Genomic DNA, 15,084 nt, shown 5'->3' with positions numbered 1-15,084 from the left:
CACACGAAAGCGGGCAGGCCCAGTGGGCCTGCCCGCTTTCTGGGGCTCAGGCGAAGGAGACGATGAGCTCCAGCTCGACCGGGGAATCCAGCGGCAGCACGGCGACGCCGACGGCCGAGCGGGCATGCACGCCCCTGTCGCCGAAGATCTCGCCGAGCACCTGGGAGGCACCGTTGACGACACCGGGCTGGCCGGTGAACGACGGGTCGGATGCGACGAACCCGGTGACCTTGACGACCTGCGTCACTCGGTCCAGCGATCCGATCGCGGCCTGGATGGCGGCAAGCGCGTTGAGCGCGCACTGCCGGGCGTAGTCATGGGCGTCGGCGGCCGGCACGAGTCCGTGGCCGTCGCCGACCTTGCCGGTGGCCGGCAGCGCCCCCGAGATCATCGGCAGCTGACCGCTGGTGAACACCAGCGAGCCGGAGACCACGGCCGGCACATAGCTGGCCACGGGCGGCACGACGCTCGGCAGCTCGATGCCGAGCTCGGCCAGTCGGGCAGCGATCTGCGCCACGCCTCAGGCTCCTTCGGTGGCGACGGGGCGCTTGAGGTAGGCGACAAGCCCACCCTCGGGTCCGGGAACGACCTGCACAAGCTCCCAGCCCTCCGAGCCCCAATTGTTCAAAATGGCAGCTGTGTTGTGAATCATCAGCGGCGTCGTAAGGTACTCCCAGGCAGGCATAAGGCTCCGATTCAGGCGATTTTCCAGATTTAGCACTTAGTCTAAATAGTATGTCTGCCAAAAATCGTACGGTTAGTGGAGCGCTCGGCGGGTTCCTCGGTTTCGTCGGGATGAGCGCCGTGGCCGGCGTCCTCGTCGCCGCCGCTGTCACCCCCGCTCTGGCCCTCTCCGGCATGACAGCCACGAACACGATCAACATGTTCGAGAGCCTCCCCGACTACCTCGCGATCGACCAGCTGGCGCAGAAGAGCAACATCTACGCGACCAACGCCGACGGCAGCCCCCTACTCCTGGCCTCGTTCTACGACCAGAACCGGGTGGAAGTCGAGTGGGACGCGATCAGCCCGTTCGTGAAGGATGCCGTGATCGCGGGCGAGGACCCCCGCTTCTATGAGCATGGCGGCATCGACCTCGAGGGCACCGTCAAGGGCGTCGTGAGCACCGTGGCCACCGGCACCGCGCGCGGCGGCTCCTCGATCACCCAGCAGTACGTGAAAAACGTGCAGGTGCAGAAGTGCGAGGCTCTGGCCGACGAAAAGAAGCGCATGAGCTGCTACGACACGGCCACGGAAACCACCCCCGACCGCAAGCTCAAGGAGATGCGCCTCGCCATCGGCGTGGAGAAGCAGTACGCGAAAGACGACATCCTTCGCCAGTACCTGAACATCACCGGTTTCGGCGGCACGGTCTACGGCATCGAATCGGCCGCCAACTACTACTACAACACCACCGCAGCGGGCCTGTCACTGGCGCAGGCGGCGAGCCTGGTGGCGATCGTGAACAACCCGGTCAAGTTCCAGCTCGACAACGCGGACAGCGAAACCAACGGCGTCGCCAACGGGTATGCCGCCAACAAGGAACGCCGCGACTACATCCTGGGCGAGATGCTCAAGTACCAGAAGATCACCCAGGAAGACCACGACGCCGCCCTGGCCACCGTGATCGAGCCCACCATCACGGAACCCAGCACCGGGTGTGCGACAGCCGGCGGCAGCGCCTACTTCTGCGACCTGGTCGTCAACACCCTGCGGAACGACCCCTCCTTCGGCGAAGACGAAGTCACCCGCATGGCCAACTTCCGTCGTGGCGGCTACGAGATCTACACCACGCTCGACCTCGACCTGCAGAACGCCGCCGAGACCACCATGAAGAAGCACGTGCCGAAGCAGTACGGGGACTGGGACGTGGGCGGTGTGATCACCAGCGTCGAGGTGGGCACCGGCCGAGTGCTGGCCATGACCCAGAACAAGGATTACAGCCAGGACCCGGCCGTGACCGATAACAACAACGACTACACGGGCATCAACTACAACACCAACTACAACGAGGGCGGCTCGCTCGGGTTCCAGCCCGGCTCGACCTATAAGGTCTTCACCCTCGCCGAGTGGCTGACCCAGGGGCACACTCTCAACGAACGCGTCGACTCCCGCCGCAAGAGCGACTGGGGCGTGTTCAAGAACAGCTGTGAGGGCAACCAGAGCTACGTCTTCGACCCCAAGAACGACGCGAACGAGTCCGGCACCAACTACAGCGCGCTGCAGTCGACGATCGGCTCCATCAACACCGGCTTCATCGGCATGGCGAAGAAGCTGGACCTGTGCGGCATCGCAGACATGGCCAACGCCTTCGGCGTGGGCCGCGCCGACATGGAGCCACTCGTCAAGGGGCCCTCGGCCGTGCTCGGCACGAACGAGGTCGCGCCGCTCAGCATGGCCATCGCCTTCGCCGGCATCGCCAACAACGGCCTCAGCTGCAGCCCGATCGTGATCGACCGGATCGTCGGCGGCGACGGCGTCGACATGACCCCGCCGAAGACCAAGTGCACCCAGGCGGTCACCCCTGAGGTCGACGCCGGCATGACGTATGCCATGCAAAAGGTGATGACCGAAGGCACGGGACGCGCGTCGAATTCCGCGACCTCCCCGCAGGTGCCGATGATCGGCAAGACCGGAACCACCGACGGCAACAAGGACACCTGGATGAGCGGCGCGAGCAGCAAGGTCGCCACCGTGGTCGGCGTCGTCAGCGTCACCGGCGACATCAACCAGCGCCTCGTCCGCGACTGGGTGGGCGGCAGGGCCTCCGACGCCCGTCACCGCATGTGGCCGGAGGTGATGAGCGTCGCGAACGCGAAGTACGGCGGAGACGCCTTCGCCGAGGCATCCAACAAGGTGCTCCAGGCCGTCCAGATTCCGATCCCCGACCTGCGCGGCAAGTCGATGAGCGACGCCACCTCCACCCTGACCTCGGCCGGCTTCGACGTGGTCGACGGCGGTGTGACCGACTCGGAGATGCCCGCCGGCACCGTGGCCCGCACCGACCCGGCCGGCGGCAGCAGCGCCAGCCGCGGATCGACCGTGACCGTCTACTCCAGCAACGGCGCGCTCAAGATCGTGCCCGATGTCGTGGGCAAGACCGAGGCCGAAGCCACCTCCACCCTGGCGGGCTTCGGCATCGTCAAGCAGGAGCAGGACGTCACCGACCCGAAGCAGGTCGGCACGGTGCTCTCCATGACACCGACCGCCGGCTCCGGCGCCGCGGCGGGCAGCGCCGTCACGATCGTGGTCGGCAAGCTTGCCGCCGGCGCGAAGCCCGACGCGAAACCCGACGCAAACGGCGGGGGCAACGGATGACCCGCGCCAACTCCGCAGGCACCTCACTGGCCGTCAGCGCCGGGTTGGTCGCCGCGGCCGGAGTCGCCGCGTTCGCCTGGGGCTCTCTCGTGGAGCGCCGCATGTTCACCCTCCGCGAGGTTCTCGTTCCGGTCCTCGCGCCGGGATCCGCCCCGATCAAGGTGCTCCACCTTTCCGACCTGCACATGGCCCCATGGCAGCGGGATAAACAGGACTGGGTGCGCGGCTTGGCCGACCTCGAGCCGGACCTGGTCGTGAACACGGGCGACAACCTCGGTCACGCCGACGGCATTTCCGGGATCGAGTATGCCCTCGAACCGTTCCGCGGCGTTCCGGGCATCTTCGTCAACGGGTCGAACGACTACTACGGGCCGCAGTTGAAGAACCCGATGCGGTATTTCCGTGCCCCGTCGACGCTTCGCTCGGCCTTACACGAGAAGCTCGACATTGCTCACCTGCACCGGGTGTTCGGCGACCTCGGTTGGATCGACCTCGACAACGCTGCGGCCGCGCTCGACATCAACGGCACCCATCTGGAGCTGTTCGGGGTGGACGACCCGCACATCGGGCTCGACCGCCTCGACCTGATCACGCGGGCGATCGACGACCTGCGCGCGAACGATCCGTTGTCGGAGGAGCACTGGCCCGACCCCGAGGAGGCGACCCCGCCGCGGTCGACGCTCACGGTGGGCGTCGCCCACGCGCCCTACCAGCGGGTGCTCAACTCATTCGTCAACCATGGCGCCCAGCTGATCCTGGCCGGGCACACGCACGGCGGGCAGGTGTGCGTTCCCCGGTACGGCGCCCTCGTCACCAACTGTGACATCCCGCGCAAGCAGGTCAAGGGCCTCAGCCTCTGGGACTCCGGACTGCACACCTCGTACCTGAACGTGTCCGCGGGGCTCGGCACGTCGATCTACGCGCCGGTGCGGTTCGCCTGCGCGCCGGAGGCGACCCTGCTCACGCTGACGGCGGCGTAGCGGGGGTATCGGCAGGCTCGGCACCGGATGGTCGTGGTAGGGCATCCGGGGGGTTATACTTGTCAAGGCTTACGGGCCATCGGGGTATGGCGCAGCTTGGTAGCGCGCGTCGTTCGGGACGACGAGGTCGCAGGTTCAAATCCTGTTACCCCGACAGATATGCAAAACCCTCACTCTTCGGAGTGGGGGTTTTTGTAGTTGGTGTTTGGTAGGTGGTGTTTGGTGCGGCCGGGCCGGCGCGGCCAGAAGCGCGAGAGGATCATGTCATGACCGATTCCAGCCCGGGTCTCCCCGCACCTGTCGCTATCCCACGGCATGCCTGGCAGGCCCTGATCGTGCTGCTGGCCGGCATGTTCATGGCGCTGCTCGACACCACGATCGTGAATGTGGCGCTTCCGACCATCCGTACCAGCCTGGATGCCTCGGAGGCCACCCTCTCCTGGATCATCTCCGGCTACGCGCTCGCCTTCGGGATCGCGCTGATCCCGGCCGGGCGGCTCGGCGACCGCATCGGCCACAAGTGGGTCTTCTTCACCGGTCTGCTGCTGTTCACCCTGGCCAGCCTGGCTTGCGGGCTCGCGCAGAACGATCTGCAGCTGATCATCGCCCGGGTCGTGCAGGGGCTTGCCGGCGGCATGTTCGTGCCGGCCGTGACCGCTGTGATCCAGCTTCTGTTCCCGCCCATCACCCGCGGCAAGGCCTTCGCGATCATGGGCACGGTGATCGGCGTGTCCACGGCGCTCGGCCCGATCGTCGGCGGCCTGATCATCGAGGCCTTCGGTGACGAGAACGGATGGCGCCTGGTCTTCTGGGTCAACCTGCCGATCGGCATCGTCGCCCTCGTCGCGGCGGCGATCCTGCTCCCGGCCGGCTCCGAACGCGCTCCGGGCACCCCGAGCGGCGGCATCGACTGGGTGGGCCTGGTGCTGATCTCCACCGGACTCGTGGCGCTGCTCGTTCCCCTGATCGAGGGTGAGGACCGGGGCTGGCCGCTCTGGACCTACCTGACCCTCGCCGCGGGCGCGCTTTTGATCGTGGCGTTCGGCTTCTGGGAGGTCGCTTACACCCGGTGGGGCAAGAGCCCGCTGGTGCCGCCGAAGCTGTTCCGGCATCCGGCGTTCACCGGCGGCATTGTGCTCGCCCTGGTCTATTTCGCGGCGTTCACCAGCATCTTCTTCACCATTTCGATTCTCTGGCAGGCTGGGCTCGGGCACACCGCCCTCGAGTCGGGGCTGGTGTCGATCCCGTTCGCGATCGGAACCATCATCGGGGCCTCGCAGAGCAACCGGCTGGCGCAGCGGCTCGGCCGCACCGTTCTGGTGATCGGCGTATCCCTGGTCACCGTCGGTCTGATCTGGATCTGGCTCGCCCTGCTCCTGATCGGCCCCGAGATCACCAACTGGGAGCTGCTGCCGCCGCTGCTGATCGCGGGCCTCGGCAGCGGGTTCTTCATCGCGCCGAACGCCCAGTTCATCGTGGCGACCGTGGACCGCTCCGAGGCCGGTGCGGCCAGCGGCGTGGTCGGCGTCATGCAGCGGATCGGCAGCGCCGTGGGCATCGCCGTGATCGGCAGCGTCTTCTTCGGCACCCTGGTCGTGGCCGGCCCCGGCGCGGAGGCCGTCGCCGCCGGCTTCACCGAAAGCGCCACCGCGGCCATGGGCGTGAGCGCCGCGTTCAGCGTGCTGGCGCTGCTGCTCGTGTTCGTTCTGCCGAAGCGGGTGTCGGCCGAGCGGTAGGGCTCGGTTCCCGTCGTGAGGGTGCCCGTTCCGGTCGAGAGCGCCCGCATTACCGGTCACTCTCGACCGGAATGGAAACGGTCGGCGGTGGGCATCCTTCGGCTCAGAGCGTATTTGTGAGCCACCGTGCGCGGACGCGTCTACGGTAGATAGATCGACAGTGTTGCGGTCAGGTCCCGGCGCCGTCGGTTTGCCGACCGTGACGTACCGGGAGGCGAGACATGACCGACGCGAGTCGCACTCCCCCGCCGACACCGCCGGGCCCCGCCGCGGCGGGCGGAGCCGCGCACACCCGGCTGCGCCGGTGGGCGCCCTGGCTCATGCTCACCTATCTGGTCGCGCTGGCCTTCATCGCGTTCTGGCCGGTGCCGGTCGACCGGGCGGCGTACGACTCACTGCTGGCCCTTATCGATTGGCTGCAGGAACACGGCGCGCCCGACTGGGTGCGCTACGGCCTGGTGGAGTTCATCGCCAACATCGCCCTGTTCGTGCCGGTCGGCCTGTTCGTCGTGCTCGTGGCCGGCGCACGACGGTGGGGGCTGGCCGTGCTGGTCGGATTCGCGGCGAGCTGCGCCATCGAACTCGGGCAGCTGATCTTCCTGCCGGACCGCTTCGCCACCCTCGCCGATGTGGTCGCGAACACGATCGGGGCCACGGTCGGCACGGTGCTCGGGCTGGTTCTGTTGCGCGGCGGCCGCGGGCGCTGACGGGGACTGCAGTGCTGGTGCGGGTGTGCGCCGGGGTGCCCATCGGCACTCGCACTGGCTCTTTCTGTGGCTAACTCAGGAGATCCGGGATGGGCCTGGGTATCCGTTGCGTAATTCCGGGGGCGCAAGCCGCAGCCGGCCCGGTTTTCCTGAGTTAGCCCCCGCCGGCGTGCATAACACCCGCAGATTCTGACGGATGTGCCCGGCCCGGCCAGGCGTGACCCCTCGGCCGCGAATTGCAGGAGTTATACCAGCGGAGGCACCGGCCACCGGCCTCACCGGTGGCTAACTCAGGAGACCTGGGCTGGATGCCCGGCACAGCCCCCGGAAACCCGCGGCGACGGATGATCTCGGCCGGGTTTCTCCTGAGTTAGCCGCAGCTGCCAGCCCGACCCGAGTGGGGTCGGGACGAGCAGGGGTGGGCCTACTGGGAGAAGAGGATGTCGCGCAGACGCAGGGCGGTCGGCTCGGAAGGGTCCTGCGCGAGTGCGCGCCGCACCGCGACGTCGTAACCGGAAATGTCGCCGGACACGTACAGCGCAACCGCATGCTGCACCGCGACCGCGACGCCCTGGGGCGCAACCTCGATGCCGGACAGGCCCGCCAGTGCGGCGGCAAGCGGGTCGCCACGCGCGGCATCCGCTCGGGCGAGGACGGCGGCGGCGGCGTGGGCCGCACAGCCGCGCGCGGCATCCGTCTCCCTGCAAGCCACCTGTCGCCAGGCCCGCAGGCCGCCGGAGGCTGGCCGGAGCCGGCCGCACCGCTACCCGATCGTCTGCAGCTCCGGCCGGTAGGCGCTCAAGGTGTCGGTCTGGAAGCCCTCGCGCACGGCATCGAGACCCTCCCAGTCCACGTTCACGATCGACTGGCCGTCGTTTGATGTTCCCGTTCCGTCGGTCGGCATCGTGAAGAACGTGATCTGCGGCTGCCGCAGTTCGCGCAGTTCCCAGGCCAGCGACGTCAGGTAGGCGGAGTTGAAGCCGTCGTCCACGGCGAGATAGGGCGTGACCGTCTCCAACAAACCCGACGTCTTTACCGGATCGGCGAGCACGGACCTGTGCATCGCCGCCGTCAGCAGGCCGCTGATGATGATCTGTTGATTGCGCACCCGCTGAAAGTCGCCGTCCTGGAACGCATACCGCTCCCGCGCGAAGGCGATAGCCTCGGTGCCGGTCAGATGCTGGCTCCCCTGCTCGAAGCGGTGGCCCTTGAGGTGGTTCGAGTCGAAACCGATCGGGTTGTCGACGTTGACGCCGCCGAGGGCATCCGTCACCTGTTCGAACCCGGAGAAGTCGACCACGGCCACGTGATCGATGCGGGTGCCGAGCAGGTTTTCCACGGTTTGCACGGCCAGCGGCACCCCTCCCCAGGAGAGCGCGGCATTGATCTTCGCCGGCCCGTGCCCAGGCACCTCGACCCAGCTGTCGCGCAGGATCGACATGACGAAGAGGTTCTTGCGATCGGCCGGCACTTGCACCACCATCATGGTGTCCGAACGCTCGCCACGGATGTCGGCGAGGTCCTTCCCGGTGGCGCCGCGGGTGTCCGATCCCAATAGGAGGATGTTCTGCGCCTGCCCGGCGGGAACCGCGTCCAGGGCCGCAGACGGGTCGACGGGGGCGGGGGCATCCGTTGCCGCGGCGCCCGGTTCCGTCGTCGCGGACTGCCCGGCCGCCGGGCGGACGGCCTCGGAGGGAAAAGCGTTCGAGATCTTCTCGGTGCCGCTATCGAAGGCCCGGGTGAGGGTATATGCGTAAATGCCTCCCGCGGCAATCGTGACCAGCACAACCGTGGCGACCACACCCATGGCGATGCGCCAAGGGTGACGTTTCCGCAGCGCTTCGAGCACCGGATCGGGGGTTTTGTGGCGCAGTTCGCTGGCTCCGCTTGGCATTCGGGTTGCCTCCTGTGGCCGCTCGGGAGAACGGTGTCGACAGCATAGCCCGGCCTATCCTCACCGGATATGGGAGTTCATCGCGGGGTCCGGTGAGCAGCATCCGTCAGGCGGAAGCTTCGGCGGCCGAGGAGGCGGCGGCGGCGGCCTCGAGCTGAGGAATCAGCGTCTCAAGGAACGCGGCCGTGTCTTCCCAACCCTCCACGGCGACGCATTCCACGCCGAGAACCTTGACCGGGTAGTCGTTGCCGTTTTCGTCGAGGCGGTCGCCGACGAACAGCATGTCGTCGAGGGGCACGCCGGTGAGGGCGGCCAGCTTGTTCATGCCGTAGGCCTTGTCGATGCCGCGACGTGTGATGTCCACCGAGGTGGAACCGCCGGAGCGCACTTCGAGGCCGGGGAGCAGCACCTGCACGGCTTCGCGCAGGGTGTTTTTCTTCTCGCCGGTGGGGTCCCACGCGGCTTTCGCGGCGACCGGGGCGGCCTGGCCGAGAGCGGAGAAGGTGATCTGCGAGCCGCGGTCCTCGAGGATCGGGCCCCAGGTGTCGCTCTCCCAGTAGCCCAGCGAACGCGCGGAGATCTCGACGGCGCGGAGGGCATCCGTCTTCTCGGCGTCGGTCAGGTATTCGGCGTAGATCTGGTTCCAGGCGCCGTCGGCGTGCCGGTAGTACTGCGTGCCGCAGGTGGGCATCAGGTGCAGGCGCGAGAGGATGTCTTCATTCACGGTGTCGAGGTTGTCGATCAACTGCATGTGGAACTGGGCGATCTGCCCGCCGGAGATGACGCATACGTCGACGACCCCGAGCAGGTTCACCATGAGTTCCGCCATGCGTGGGTCGAGCGGCGACTTGGAAGCGGCGAGCGTGTCATCGAGATCGAAGGCAACCAGGCGGGGAAGTGTCGTCATGTGAAGTGTGGATCCTTTTCAGTTACTCGAGGCCGTAGTCGTGGCCCAGAGCTTGACGTCACCCATGCGCGACGTCCTGAAAAGTGTACAGCGGGGTATCGGATGCCCACGGGCCGGTTGGGTCCCCGCCGTCGTGCCTGCCCAGACCCCAGTGCGACGGCGCCCGCAGACCCGTGGCGCCCCGATGCCCAGAACTCACGTCGACGTCGGTCGAGCCTGTCGAGACCCGGACCGAGCAACCCCGTGCAGGGCCCGCCCCCCGGCCCGGTTTTCGCCTGCTGCCCGCCAGGTGCGGGTGGGGTCGTAGCAGTATGGTGCCCTGACTTGGGGTTTGCCGCGGATCATGCGGATTTCCCAGCCGGAGGTGTCGATGCTGTGGTGGTGGTACCAGCAGAGCAGCACCCCGTTGTCGATGTCGGTCTTGCCGCCGCGGTGCCAGGGTGTCACGTGGTGCACTTCGCACCAGGCTGGTGGCACGGTGCACCCGGGGATGGTGCAGCCGCCGTCGCGGGCGGCGATGGCACGGCGTTGGGCCCGGTTGAAGAAACGGTTCTCGGTGCTGAGGCTGAGGACTTTGTTGTTCTGCCCGAATCGGATCTCTTGGAAGCCGCCGGTGCAGAGGGCCTGCTTCACGGTGGTCAGCGAGACTGGGGCTTCGACGCCGTCGATCCAGCCCACCCCACGGCCGGCGGTGAGGTCGGCCTGGTTGACGTGGATCATGACGGTGGGGGCGGCGCCGCCCATGCTCGGGGTTCCCGTGTCGCGGGTGGCGGCTTCGAACACGCCGCGGAGGATGTCGGCGCGCTTCTCGCCGCTGGTGCGGTCATCGCCGAGGGCCGCGGCCTCGGCTCCCGGGATCAGCTGGCCCGAATCCATCAGGGCCTGCTCCTCCGCGGTGGGGAACGCGGGGGCGGCGTGGGCGGAGAGGTAGGTGTCGAAGATCGCGTTCATGATGCCGCGGAGCTCAGGCGTGACGCCGCCGCGCAAAGGGTAGAGTCCGTCACGGAAAAGCCCGAACCCGACAGTGCTGCGCGCCTCGGCGACAGGCTCGGTCGGGGCGGTCCCGTCAGGGTCAAGGCGGGCCTGCCACTGCCCGGCCATGCCACGCACCAGGTCAGCAGGAAACGCGAACCCCTCACCGGGGAGCCCACGGGTTTCATCCGTGATCGCCCCGGTCGCACCGGCCACCAGGGCACGCTCGGCGGTGCCGAGGTCGTCGGGCGCGACCCGGGCCGCAACTCTGTCGAGGGCCGTGACGATGTTCTCCGCCGCGTCCACGCCGAGGTCACCGGCGGTGAGGGCCACCGCCACGGCCGGGTAATACGGCGGCAGCATGCTCGTGCCGGCCAGGCGGGCGGTCACGTTCTCGCCGAGGCGCACCCGCCGGTTCGCCTCCCGGGAGGAGACGCGGGTCAGGCGGGTGATCAGATCGATGCCGTTGGTGGCCCCGTTCTTATACGCGAGGGACTCGTGGCCCAGGATGCGCCGGGACCGCACCGACATGTCGGCCGCGGCTGCCACCCTGGCGGCATCGACTCGGCGGCCGAGGTCTTCAACGGTGCCGAGCACCGCCATCGCATCGGCCTCGCCCAGGAGGGAGAAGGCGACCGAGTCCAGCACGGCCGCCGCCAGGTCACGCACCTGCTGCAGCTGCTGCACCAGGGGCGACTGCGCGGGGGAAAGAACCGCCTGCGGTGAGGCGGTTCGGTGGTGCGGAGTGGGGGCTCCAGCCATGCCTCAATTGTAAATGACTACGAATGTCAAGTCAAGAATTTTGCTCAACTTTCGAAACTAATTATCACGGTGGGAGATGTCGTCGTGACGTTATCGCGGAGATTTTCGAGACGCGCCGCTTCTCCAGGCCGCACAAACGGAGTGTCGCGAAAAAGTCCGCAGTTAGCGTGAGGGCACGGATGCTGGTGGCTGGGTTCGGTAGAGTGGCTCGCCGGGTTTCGACAGGCTCAACCACCGGTGGTTACAGCCCCGCGGGCAACTCCCCCGTCGCCACGAGGTACAGCCGTTGCGTGGGCCGCGTCATGGCCACGTACAGCGCCCCGGCCCCACGCGAGGACGCCGCCACGATCCCCGCCGGGTCCACCACGATCACGGCGTCGAACTCCAGCCCCTTCGAATCCTGCGGGGTGAGCACCGCCACCTCCTTGAGCAGCCCCGCAGCCCCGACGCCGACAACCAGGGAACCGAACGCAGCAGCCAGCGAAGCAACAACACCGGCCAACGCAGGCTCCAGCACGATCACTGCAACGGTTCCCCCGAGACCAAGCGACCGTTCCCGCCTCACGGCCGAAACAACATCCGGAACCGTCTCAATCGGCCACTCGCTCGCCCGCACCGACCGCGCCGGCGTGATCGGCAGATCGTGCGCGAGAGCCATCGACTCGGCAGCCGAAGCGATCTGGCTCGGCGTGCGGTAGTTCACGGTGAGCTCCTCGAGCCGCCACCGCGAGGCCTCGAGCGAGGAGCCGAGCAGGGGCTCGAGGGCGTCGCGCCAGTTCGACGCGGCCGCGGCCGACGCCGCCTGGGCGATGTCGCCCACGATCGTGAACGACCGCAGCGGGCCGCGCCGCAGCACCAGCCGCCACTGCATCGGCGAAAGCTCCTGTGCTTCGTCGACGACCACGTGACCGTAGGTCCAAGTGCGGTCGAGCGCGGCACGCTCGGCCGTGGTGGCCCGGTCGCCCAGCTCGGCGAAGTTGTCGGCGAGCGCCTTGGCGTTCACCAGCCCCTTTACCTCCATGTTCGAGATGGCCAACTCGGCGTTCTCCACGTCGCGCTTGCGCTGCTCCTTCTGCTCGCGCTTCTGGGCCGCGTCGACCACGTTGTACTCGCCCAGGTGCTCGGCCGCCTCGTCGAGCAGCGGCACGTCCGAGATGGTGAACTCGGCATCGCGCGGCCGGTGCAGCAGCGCGCGCTGCGCGGGCGTCCAGGTGGGGGTGAGCTGCGCCAGCCATTGCGGGCGGGCGTAGAGGTCTTGCACGAGCTTCTCGGGGGTGAGCGGTAGCCAGGCCGTGTTCAGCGCCACCCGCACGTCGTCGGCCAGGCGCAGGTCTTCGCGCAGCATGGGCAGATCGGTGTCGTCCATCGACCGGCCCTGCGCCTTCAGCTGCGCGAGCCACTCCCGGGACAGCGCGGCGAGCGCGTTCTTCACGAACGTCACCCGGGCCTCGTTGTGCGGCTTGCCGCCGGCCCGGGCCCGGTGAATCGCGGTCTCGATCAGTTGCGGCTTGAGCGTGAGCCGGTCGCCGTTCACGATCAGCACCTGCGCCGACGCCGGCACCCGCTGCCGCGAACGCACGGCACGCTGAACGAGCCGGGCCATCGAGGTCTGGCCCTTGATCGCGGCGACGGCCGGGGCATCCTCTCGGGTGGCCTCGATGCCCGGGTAGAGCTGGCCCACGGATGCGAGCACCACCCCGGTCTCCCCCAGCGACGGCAGCACCGCCTCGATGTAGTGCAGGAAAGACTCCGACGGCCCCACGATGAGCACACCCGAGTTCTTCAGCCGATCCCGATGCGTATATAAGAGGTATGCCGCGCGATGCAGGGCCACCGCCGTCTTGCCGGTGCCCGGGCCGCCCTGCACGACGAGCACGCCCTTCAGGTCTGAACGGATGATGCGGTCCTGCTCCGCCTGGATCGTCGACACGATATCGCTCATGTGCCCGGTGCGCTGGGCGGTCAGCGCGGCGAGCAGTGCTCCCTCCCCCTGGTGCTGGGTTGCCGAATCGCCCTCGAGCAGTGTGGCGTCGAGGATCTCGTCCTCGATGCGCACGATGTCCCGCCCCTTCGAGAGCAGGTGCCGGCGGGCGCGGGCCCCGAGCGGCGTCGCCGCGGTGGCCTGGTAGAACGCGCTGGCCTGCGGCACCCGCCAGTCGAGCAGGATGGGCTGCAGGTCTTCGTCCCGCAGCCCCAGCCGGCCGATGTAGCGGTAGACGGAGGCATCCGTCGAGTTGGAAGAAGAGGAAGAGCAAGAGCCGGAGTCAGCGTCAGAGGTGTCGGCGGCCACTTCGAGCCGGCCGAACGCCAGCCGGTCGTCGACCTCGCGCAGCTGCACTATGCGGTCCTCGTAGAGGCGCGCAAACGTGTCACGCTCGGAGCGCGACTGGTGGTTGCCGCCCACGTCGAGCCGCCGCACGGCCACGAGTTGCTGCTCGGCCTCCCGCTGCAACGCGTCGAGACGCGCATACAGGTTCGCGACATATTGCTGTTCCCGCTGAAGCTCCTGGTCGACCACTCGCACACCCCTTGAAATCCGAGCCTCAAGTTTACTCGGGTCGAATCACTCACCTGACCGAGAAAAAAACAGTGACGCGCCTCGGCCAGCGCGGTCAGACCCGCTCTGACCCTCGGTCGGCTCGGTAGTCTGGTCACACTGCCGTTTAACCGAAGGACCACTGGTGCCCGAAACACGTAGACACGGGCGCATCGAAGGCCTCGACCTCATTCGCGGCCTCGCCATCGGGCTGGTTCTGCTGCGCCACGCGTGGCCGTCCACGTTCGGCGGCGGCGGCATCGTGGGTGTCGTCATGTTCTTCGCCCTCAGCGGCTACCTGATCACCGGGCTGCTCCTCTCCGATATCCGTCGCTTCGGTCGGGTGCGGTACGGCCGCTTCTACCGCAATCGCGCACTACGACTGGTTCCCGCGCTGGTGCTCATGTTGGGTGTTCTGGCCGTGGTCACGCTGATTCTTGACCCCTGGGGCGATAAGGCAGGCCTTGGCCGTGCCCTGCTCATCGGCATCACCTACACCGGCAACCTGCCGATCCCGCTGGGCAGTTCGGGCATCAGCCACCTGTGGACGCTGGCCACCGAGGAACAGTTCTACCTCGTCTGGCCGATCCTGCTGGCCATCGGGGTGCGGTTCCGTCGCATGCGCTGGGTGCTGGTGGGATCGGTGCTCGCCATCGCCACCGTCATGATCGCGTCGATGCTGATGACAGCCCCGGACATTACGCGCATCTACACGCTGCCCAGCTCCTGGGCGATCGCGATGGTGATCGGCACCGCCGCCTACGTGGGTCAGGATGCTCTGGGCCGGATCCTCCCCAAATCCGGCATTCCGCGGGCTGCGCTCTCACTCCTCAGCCTGGGCATTCTGATGATGATCACGTTTTCCCCGATCGCCAAGAGCTGGCACCTCACGTACGTGGCGATCGGCCCGCTGGTGGCTCTCTTGACGGTGGTGATCATCTTGCACCTGCGTGAGTGGAAGACCGTCCCGAAACGCTGGCTGAAGCCCGCACTGGCTCTCGGCACCATCTCGTATGCGGCGTACCTGTGGAATTACCCGGTGGTGCTGTGGCTCAATGCCACGCCGGCGATCCCTCACGGCCCCCTGCTCTCCCTGCCGATCACTCTGTTGGCGGCAACGCTCAGCTGGTGGCTGGTGGAGCGCCCAGCCCTCGCCTGGAAGGCGAGGCTCGACGCTCCGCGTTCGACGCCCGCGCAAAGTGCTCCGGCCCTGCTGGAACAGTCCTGAACGAAAAGAACACCGCGACAGTGAGGGCGTTCCCTTGTCGGCCT

General features: G+C 67.7%; 12 protein-coding genes and 1 tRNA gene. 6 read left to right on the top strand and 7 right to left on the bottom strand.

Translation table 11 applies throughout. The annotated features are described in order from the left end of the window. Nucleotides 1-46 precede the first annotated feature (46 nt). Nucleotides 47-517: a RidA family protein gene (locus E3O18_RS13100; RefSeq protein ID WP_134418285.1), complete on the bottom strand. Its 471-nt coding sequence runs from the start codon at nt 515-517 to the stop codon at nt 47-49. 3 nt (nt 518-520) lie between these two features. After that, nucleotides 521-685: a DUF4177 domain-containing protein gene (locus E3O18_RS13095; RefSeq protein WP_134342594.1), complete on the bottom strand. Its 165-nt coding sequence runs from the start codon at nt 683-685 to the stop codon at nt 521-523. A gap of 50 nt (nt 686-735) precedes the next feature. Between E3O18_RS13095 and E3O18_RS13090 the strand changes: the two genes are divergently transcribed. The 5 genes from E3O18_RS13090 to E3O18_RS13070 all read left to right on the top strand — a co-directional run bounded on the left by E3O18_RS13090 (nt 736) and on the right by E3O18_RS13070 (nt 6,741). Continuing rightward, nucleotides 736-3,318: a transglycosylase domain-containing protein gene (locus E3O18_RS13090; protein WP_134395657.1), complete on the top strand. Its 2,583-nt coding sequence runs from the start codon at nt 736-738 to the stop codon at nt 3,316-3,318. After that, nucleotides 3,315-4,298 (top strand): metallophosphoesterase, encoded by a 984-nt coding sequence (locus tag E3O18_RS13085; protein WP_134418284.1) that lies wholly within the window; start codon nt 3,315-3,317, stop codon nt 4,296-4,298. Before E3O18_RS13090 ends, E3O18_RS13085 begins: the two co-directional genes overlap by 4 nt. 80 nt (nt 4,299-4,378) lie before the next feature. Then, nucleotides 4,379-4,452: transfer RNA gene (locus E3O18_RS13080), tRNA-Pro, on the top strand. A gap of 112 nt (nt 4,453-4,564) precedes the next feature. Continuing rightward, a complete protein-coding gene (locus E3O18_RS13075) occupies nt 4,565-6,034 on the top strand; it encodes a DHA2 family efflux MFS transporter permease subunit (protein WP_134395659.1) in 1,470 nt (489 codons plus the stop codon). 221 nt (nt 6,035-6,255) lie between these two features. Continuing rightward, the gene (locus tag E3O18_RS13070) at nt 6,256-6,741 is read left to right on the top strand and encodes a VanZ family protein (protein WP_134418283.1); all 486 of its coding nucleotides are present in this window, start codon (nt 6,256-6,258) and stop codon (nt 6,739-6,741) included. A gap of 424 nt (nt 6,742-7,165) precedes the next feature. Here E3O18_RS13070 and E3O18_RS13065 read toward each other — a convergent pair whose 3' ends face one another. From E3O18_RS13065 to E3O18_RS13045, 5 genes are all read right to left on the bottom strand, one after another. Then, nucleotides 7,166-7,453: a hypothetical protein gene (locus E3O18_RS13065; RefSeq protein ID WP_134418282.1), complete on the bottom strand. Its 288-nt coding sequence runs from the start codon at nt 7,451-7,453 to the stop codon at nt 7,166-7,168. 51 nt (nt 7,454-7,504) lie between these two features. Further along, nucleotides 7,505-8,635, bottom strand: a complete 1,131-nt coding sequence (locus E3O18_RS13060) for an LCP family protein (RefSeq protein ID WP_134418281.1) — start codon at nt 8,633-8,635, stop codon at nt 7,505-7,507. Between the two features lie 106 nt (nt 8,636-8,741). Continuing rightward, the gene (locus tag E3O18_RS13055) at nt 8,742-9,542 is read right to left on the bottom strand and encodes an HAD-IIB family hydrolase (RefSeq protein WP_134395664.1); all 801 of its coding nucleotides are present in this window, start codon (nt 9,540-9,542) and stop codon (nt 8,742-8,744) included. A 195-nt stretch (nt 9,543-9,737) separates the two neighbouring features. After that, complete coding sequence (locus E3O18_RS13050) at nt 9,738-11,276, bottom strand: HNH endonuclease signature motif containing protein (RefSeq protein WP_134418280.1); 1,539 nt, start codon at nt 11,274-11,276, stop codon at nt 9,738-9,740. Between the two features lie 241 nt (nt 11,277-11,517). Then, on the bottom strand, nt 11,518-13,794 hold the full coding sequence (locus E3O18_RS13045) for an ATP-binding domain-containing protein (RefSeq protein ID WP_174722122.1): 2,277 nt from the start codon (nt 13,792-13,794) through the stop codon (nt 11,518-11,520). Between the two features lie 163 nt (nt 13,795-13,957). Here E3O18_RS13045 and E3O18_RS13040 point away from each other — a divergent pair, with 163 nt between their 5' ends. Further along, the gene (locus tag E3O18_RS13040; protein WP_134418277.1) at nt 13,958-15,040 is read left to right on the top strand and encodes an acyltransferase; all 1,083 of its coding nucleotides are present in this window, start codon (nt 13,958-13,960) and stop codon (nt 15,038-15,040) included. The last annotated feature ends 44 nt before the right edge of the window (nt 15,041-15,084 follow it).

It is taken from the genome of Cryobacterium sp. TMT2-42-4, from assembly GCF_004402645.1.
In the GTDB taxonomy this organism is placed as follows: Bacteria; Actinomycetota; Actinomycetes; order Actinomycetales; family Microbacteriaceae; genus Cryobacterium; species Cryobacterium sandaracinum.
Note: the sequence above shows the minus strand (reverse complement) of the source record. Positions and strands in the feature narration are given on the sequence as shown.

What these genes read in the sequence shown, in the direction of transcription:
- E3O18_RS13095 (WP_134342594.1), bottom strand. Translation starts at nt 685, where the DNA reads ATGCCTGCCTGGGAGTACCTTACGACGCCGCTGATGATTCACAACACA.
- E3O18_RS13090 (WP_134395657.1), top strand. Translation starts at nt 736, where the DNA reads ATGTCTGCCAAAAATCGTACGGTTAGTGGAGCGCTCGGCGGGTTCCTC.
- E3O18_RS13085 (WP_134418284.1), top strand. Translation starts at nt 3,315, where the DNA reads ATGACCCGCGCCAACTCCGCAGGCACCTCACTGGCCGTCAGCGCCGGG.
- E3O18_RS13075 (WP_134395659.1), top strand. Translation starts at nt 4,565, where the DNA reads ATGACCGATTCCAGCCCGGGTCTCCCCGCACCTGTCGCTATCCCACGG.
- E3O18_RS13070 (WP_134418283.1), top strand. Translation starts at nt 6,256, where the DNA reads ATGACCGACGCGAGTCGCACTCCCCCGCCGACACCGCCGGGCCCCGCC.
- E3O18_RS13060 (WP_134418281.1), bottom strand. Translation starts at nt 8,635, where the DNA reads ATGCCAAGCGGAGCCAGCGAACTGCGCCACAAAACCCCCGATCCGGTG.
- E3O18_RS13055 (WP_134395664.1), bottom strand. Translation starts at nt 9,542, where the DNA reads ATGACGACACTTCCCCGCCTGGTTGCCTTCGATCTCGATGACACGCTC.
- E3O18_RS13050 (WP_134418280.1), bottom strand. Translation starts at nt 11,276, where the DNA reads ATGGCTGGAGCCCCCACTCCGCACCACCGAACCGCCTCACCGCAGGCG.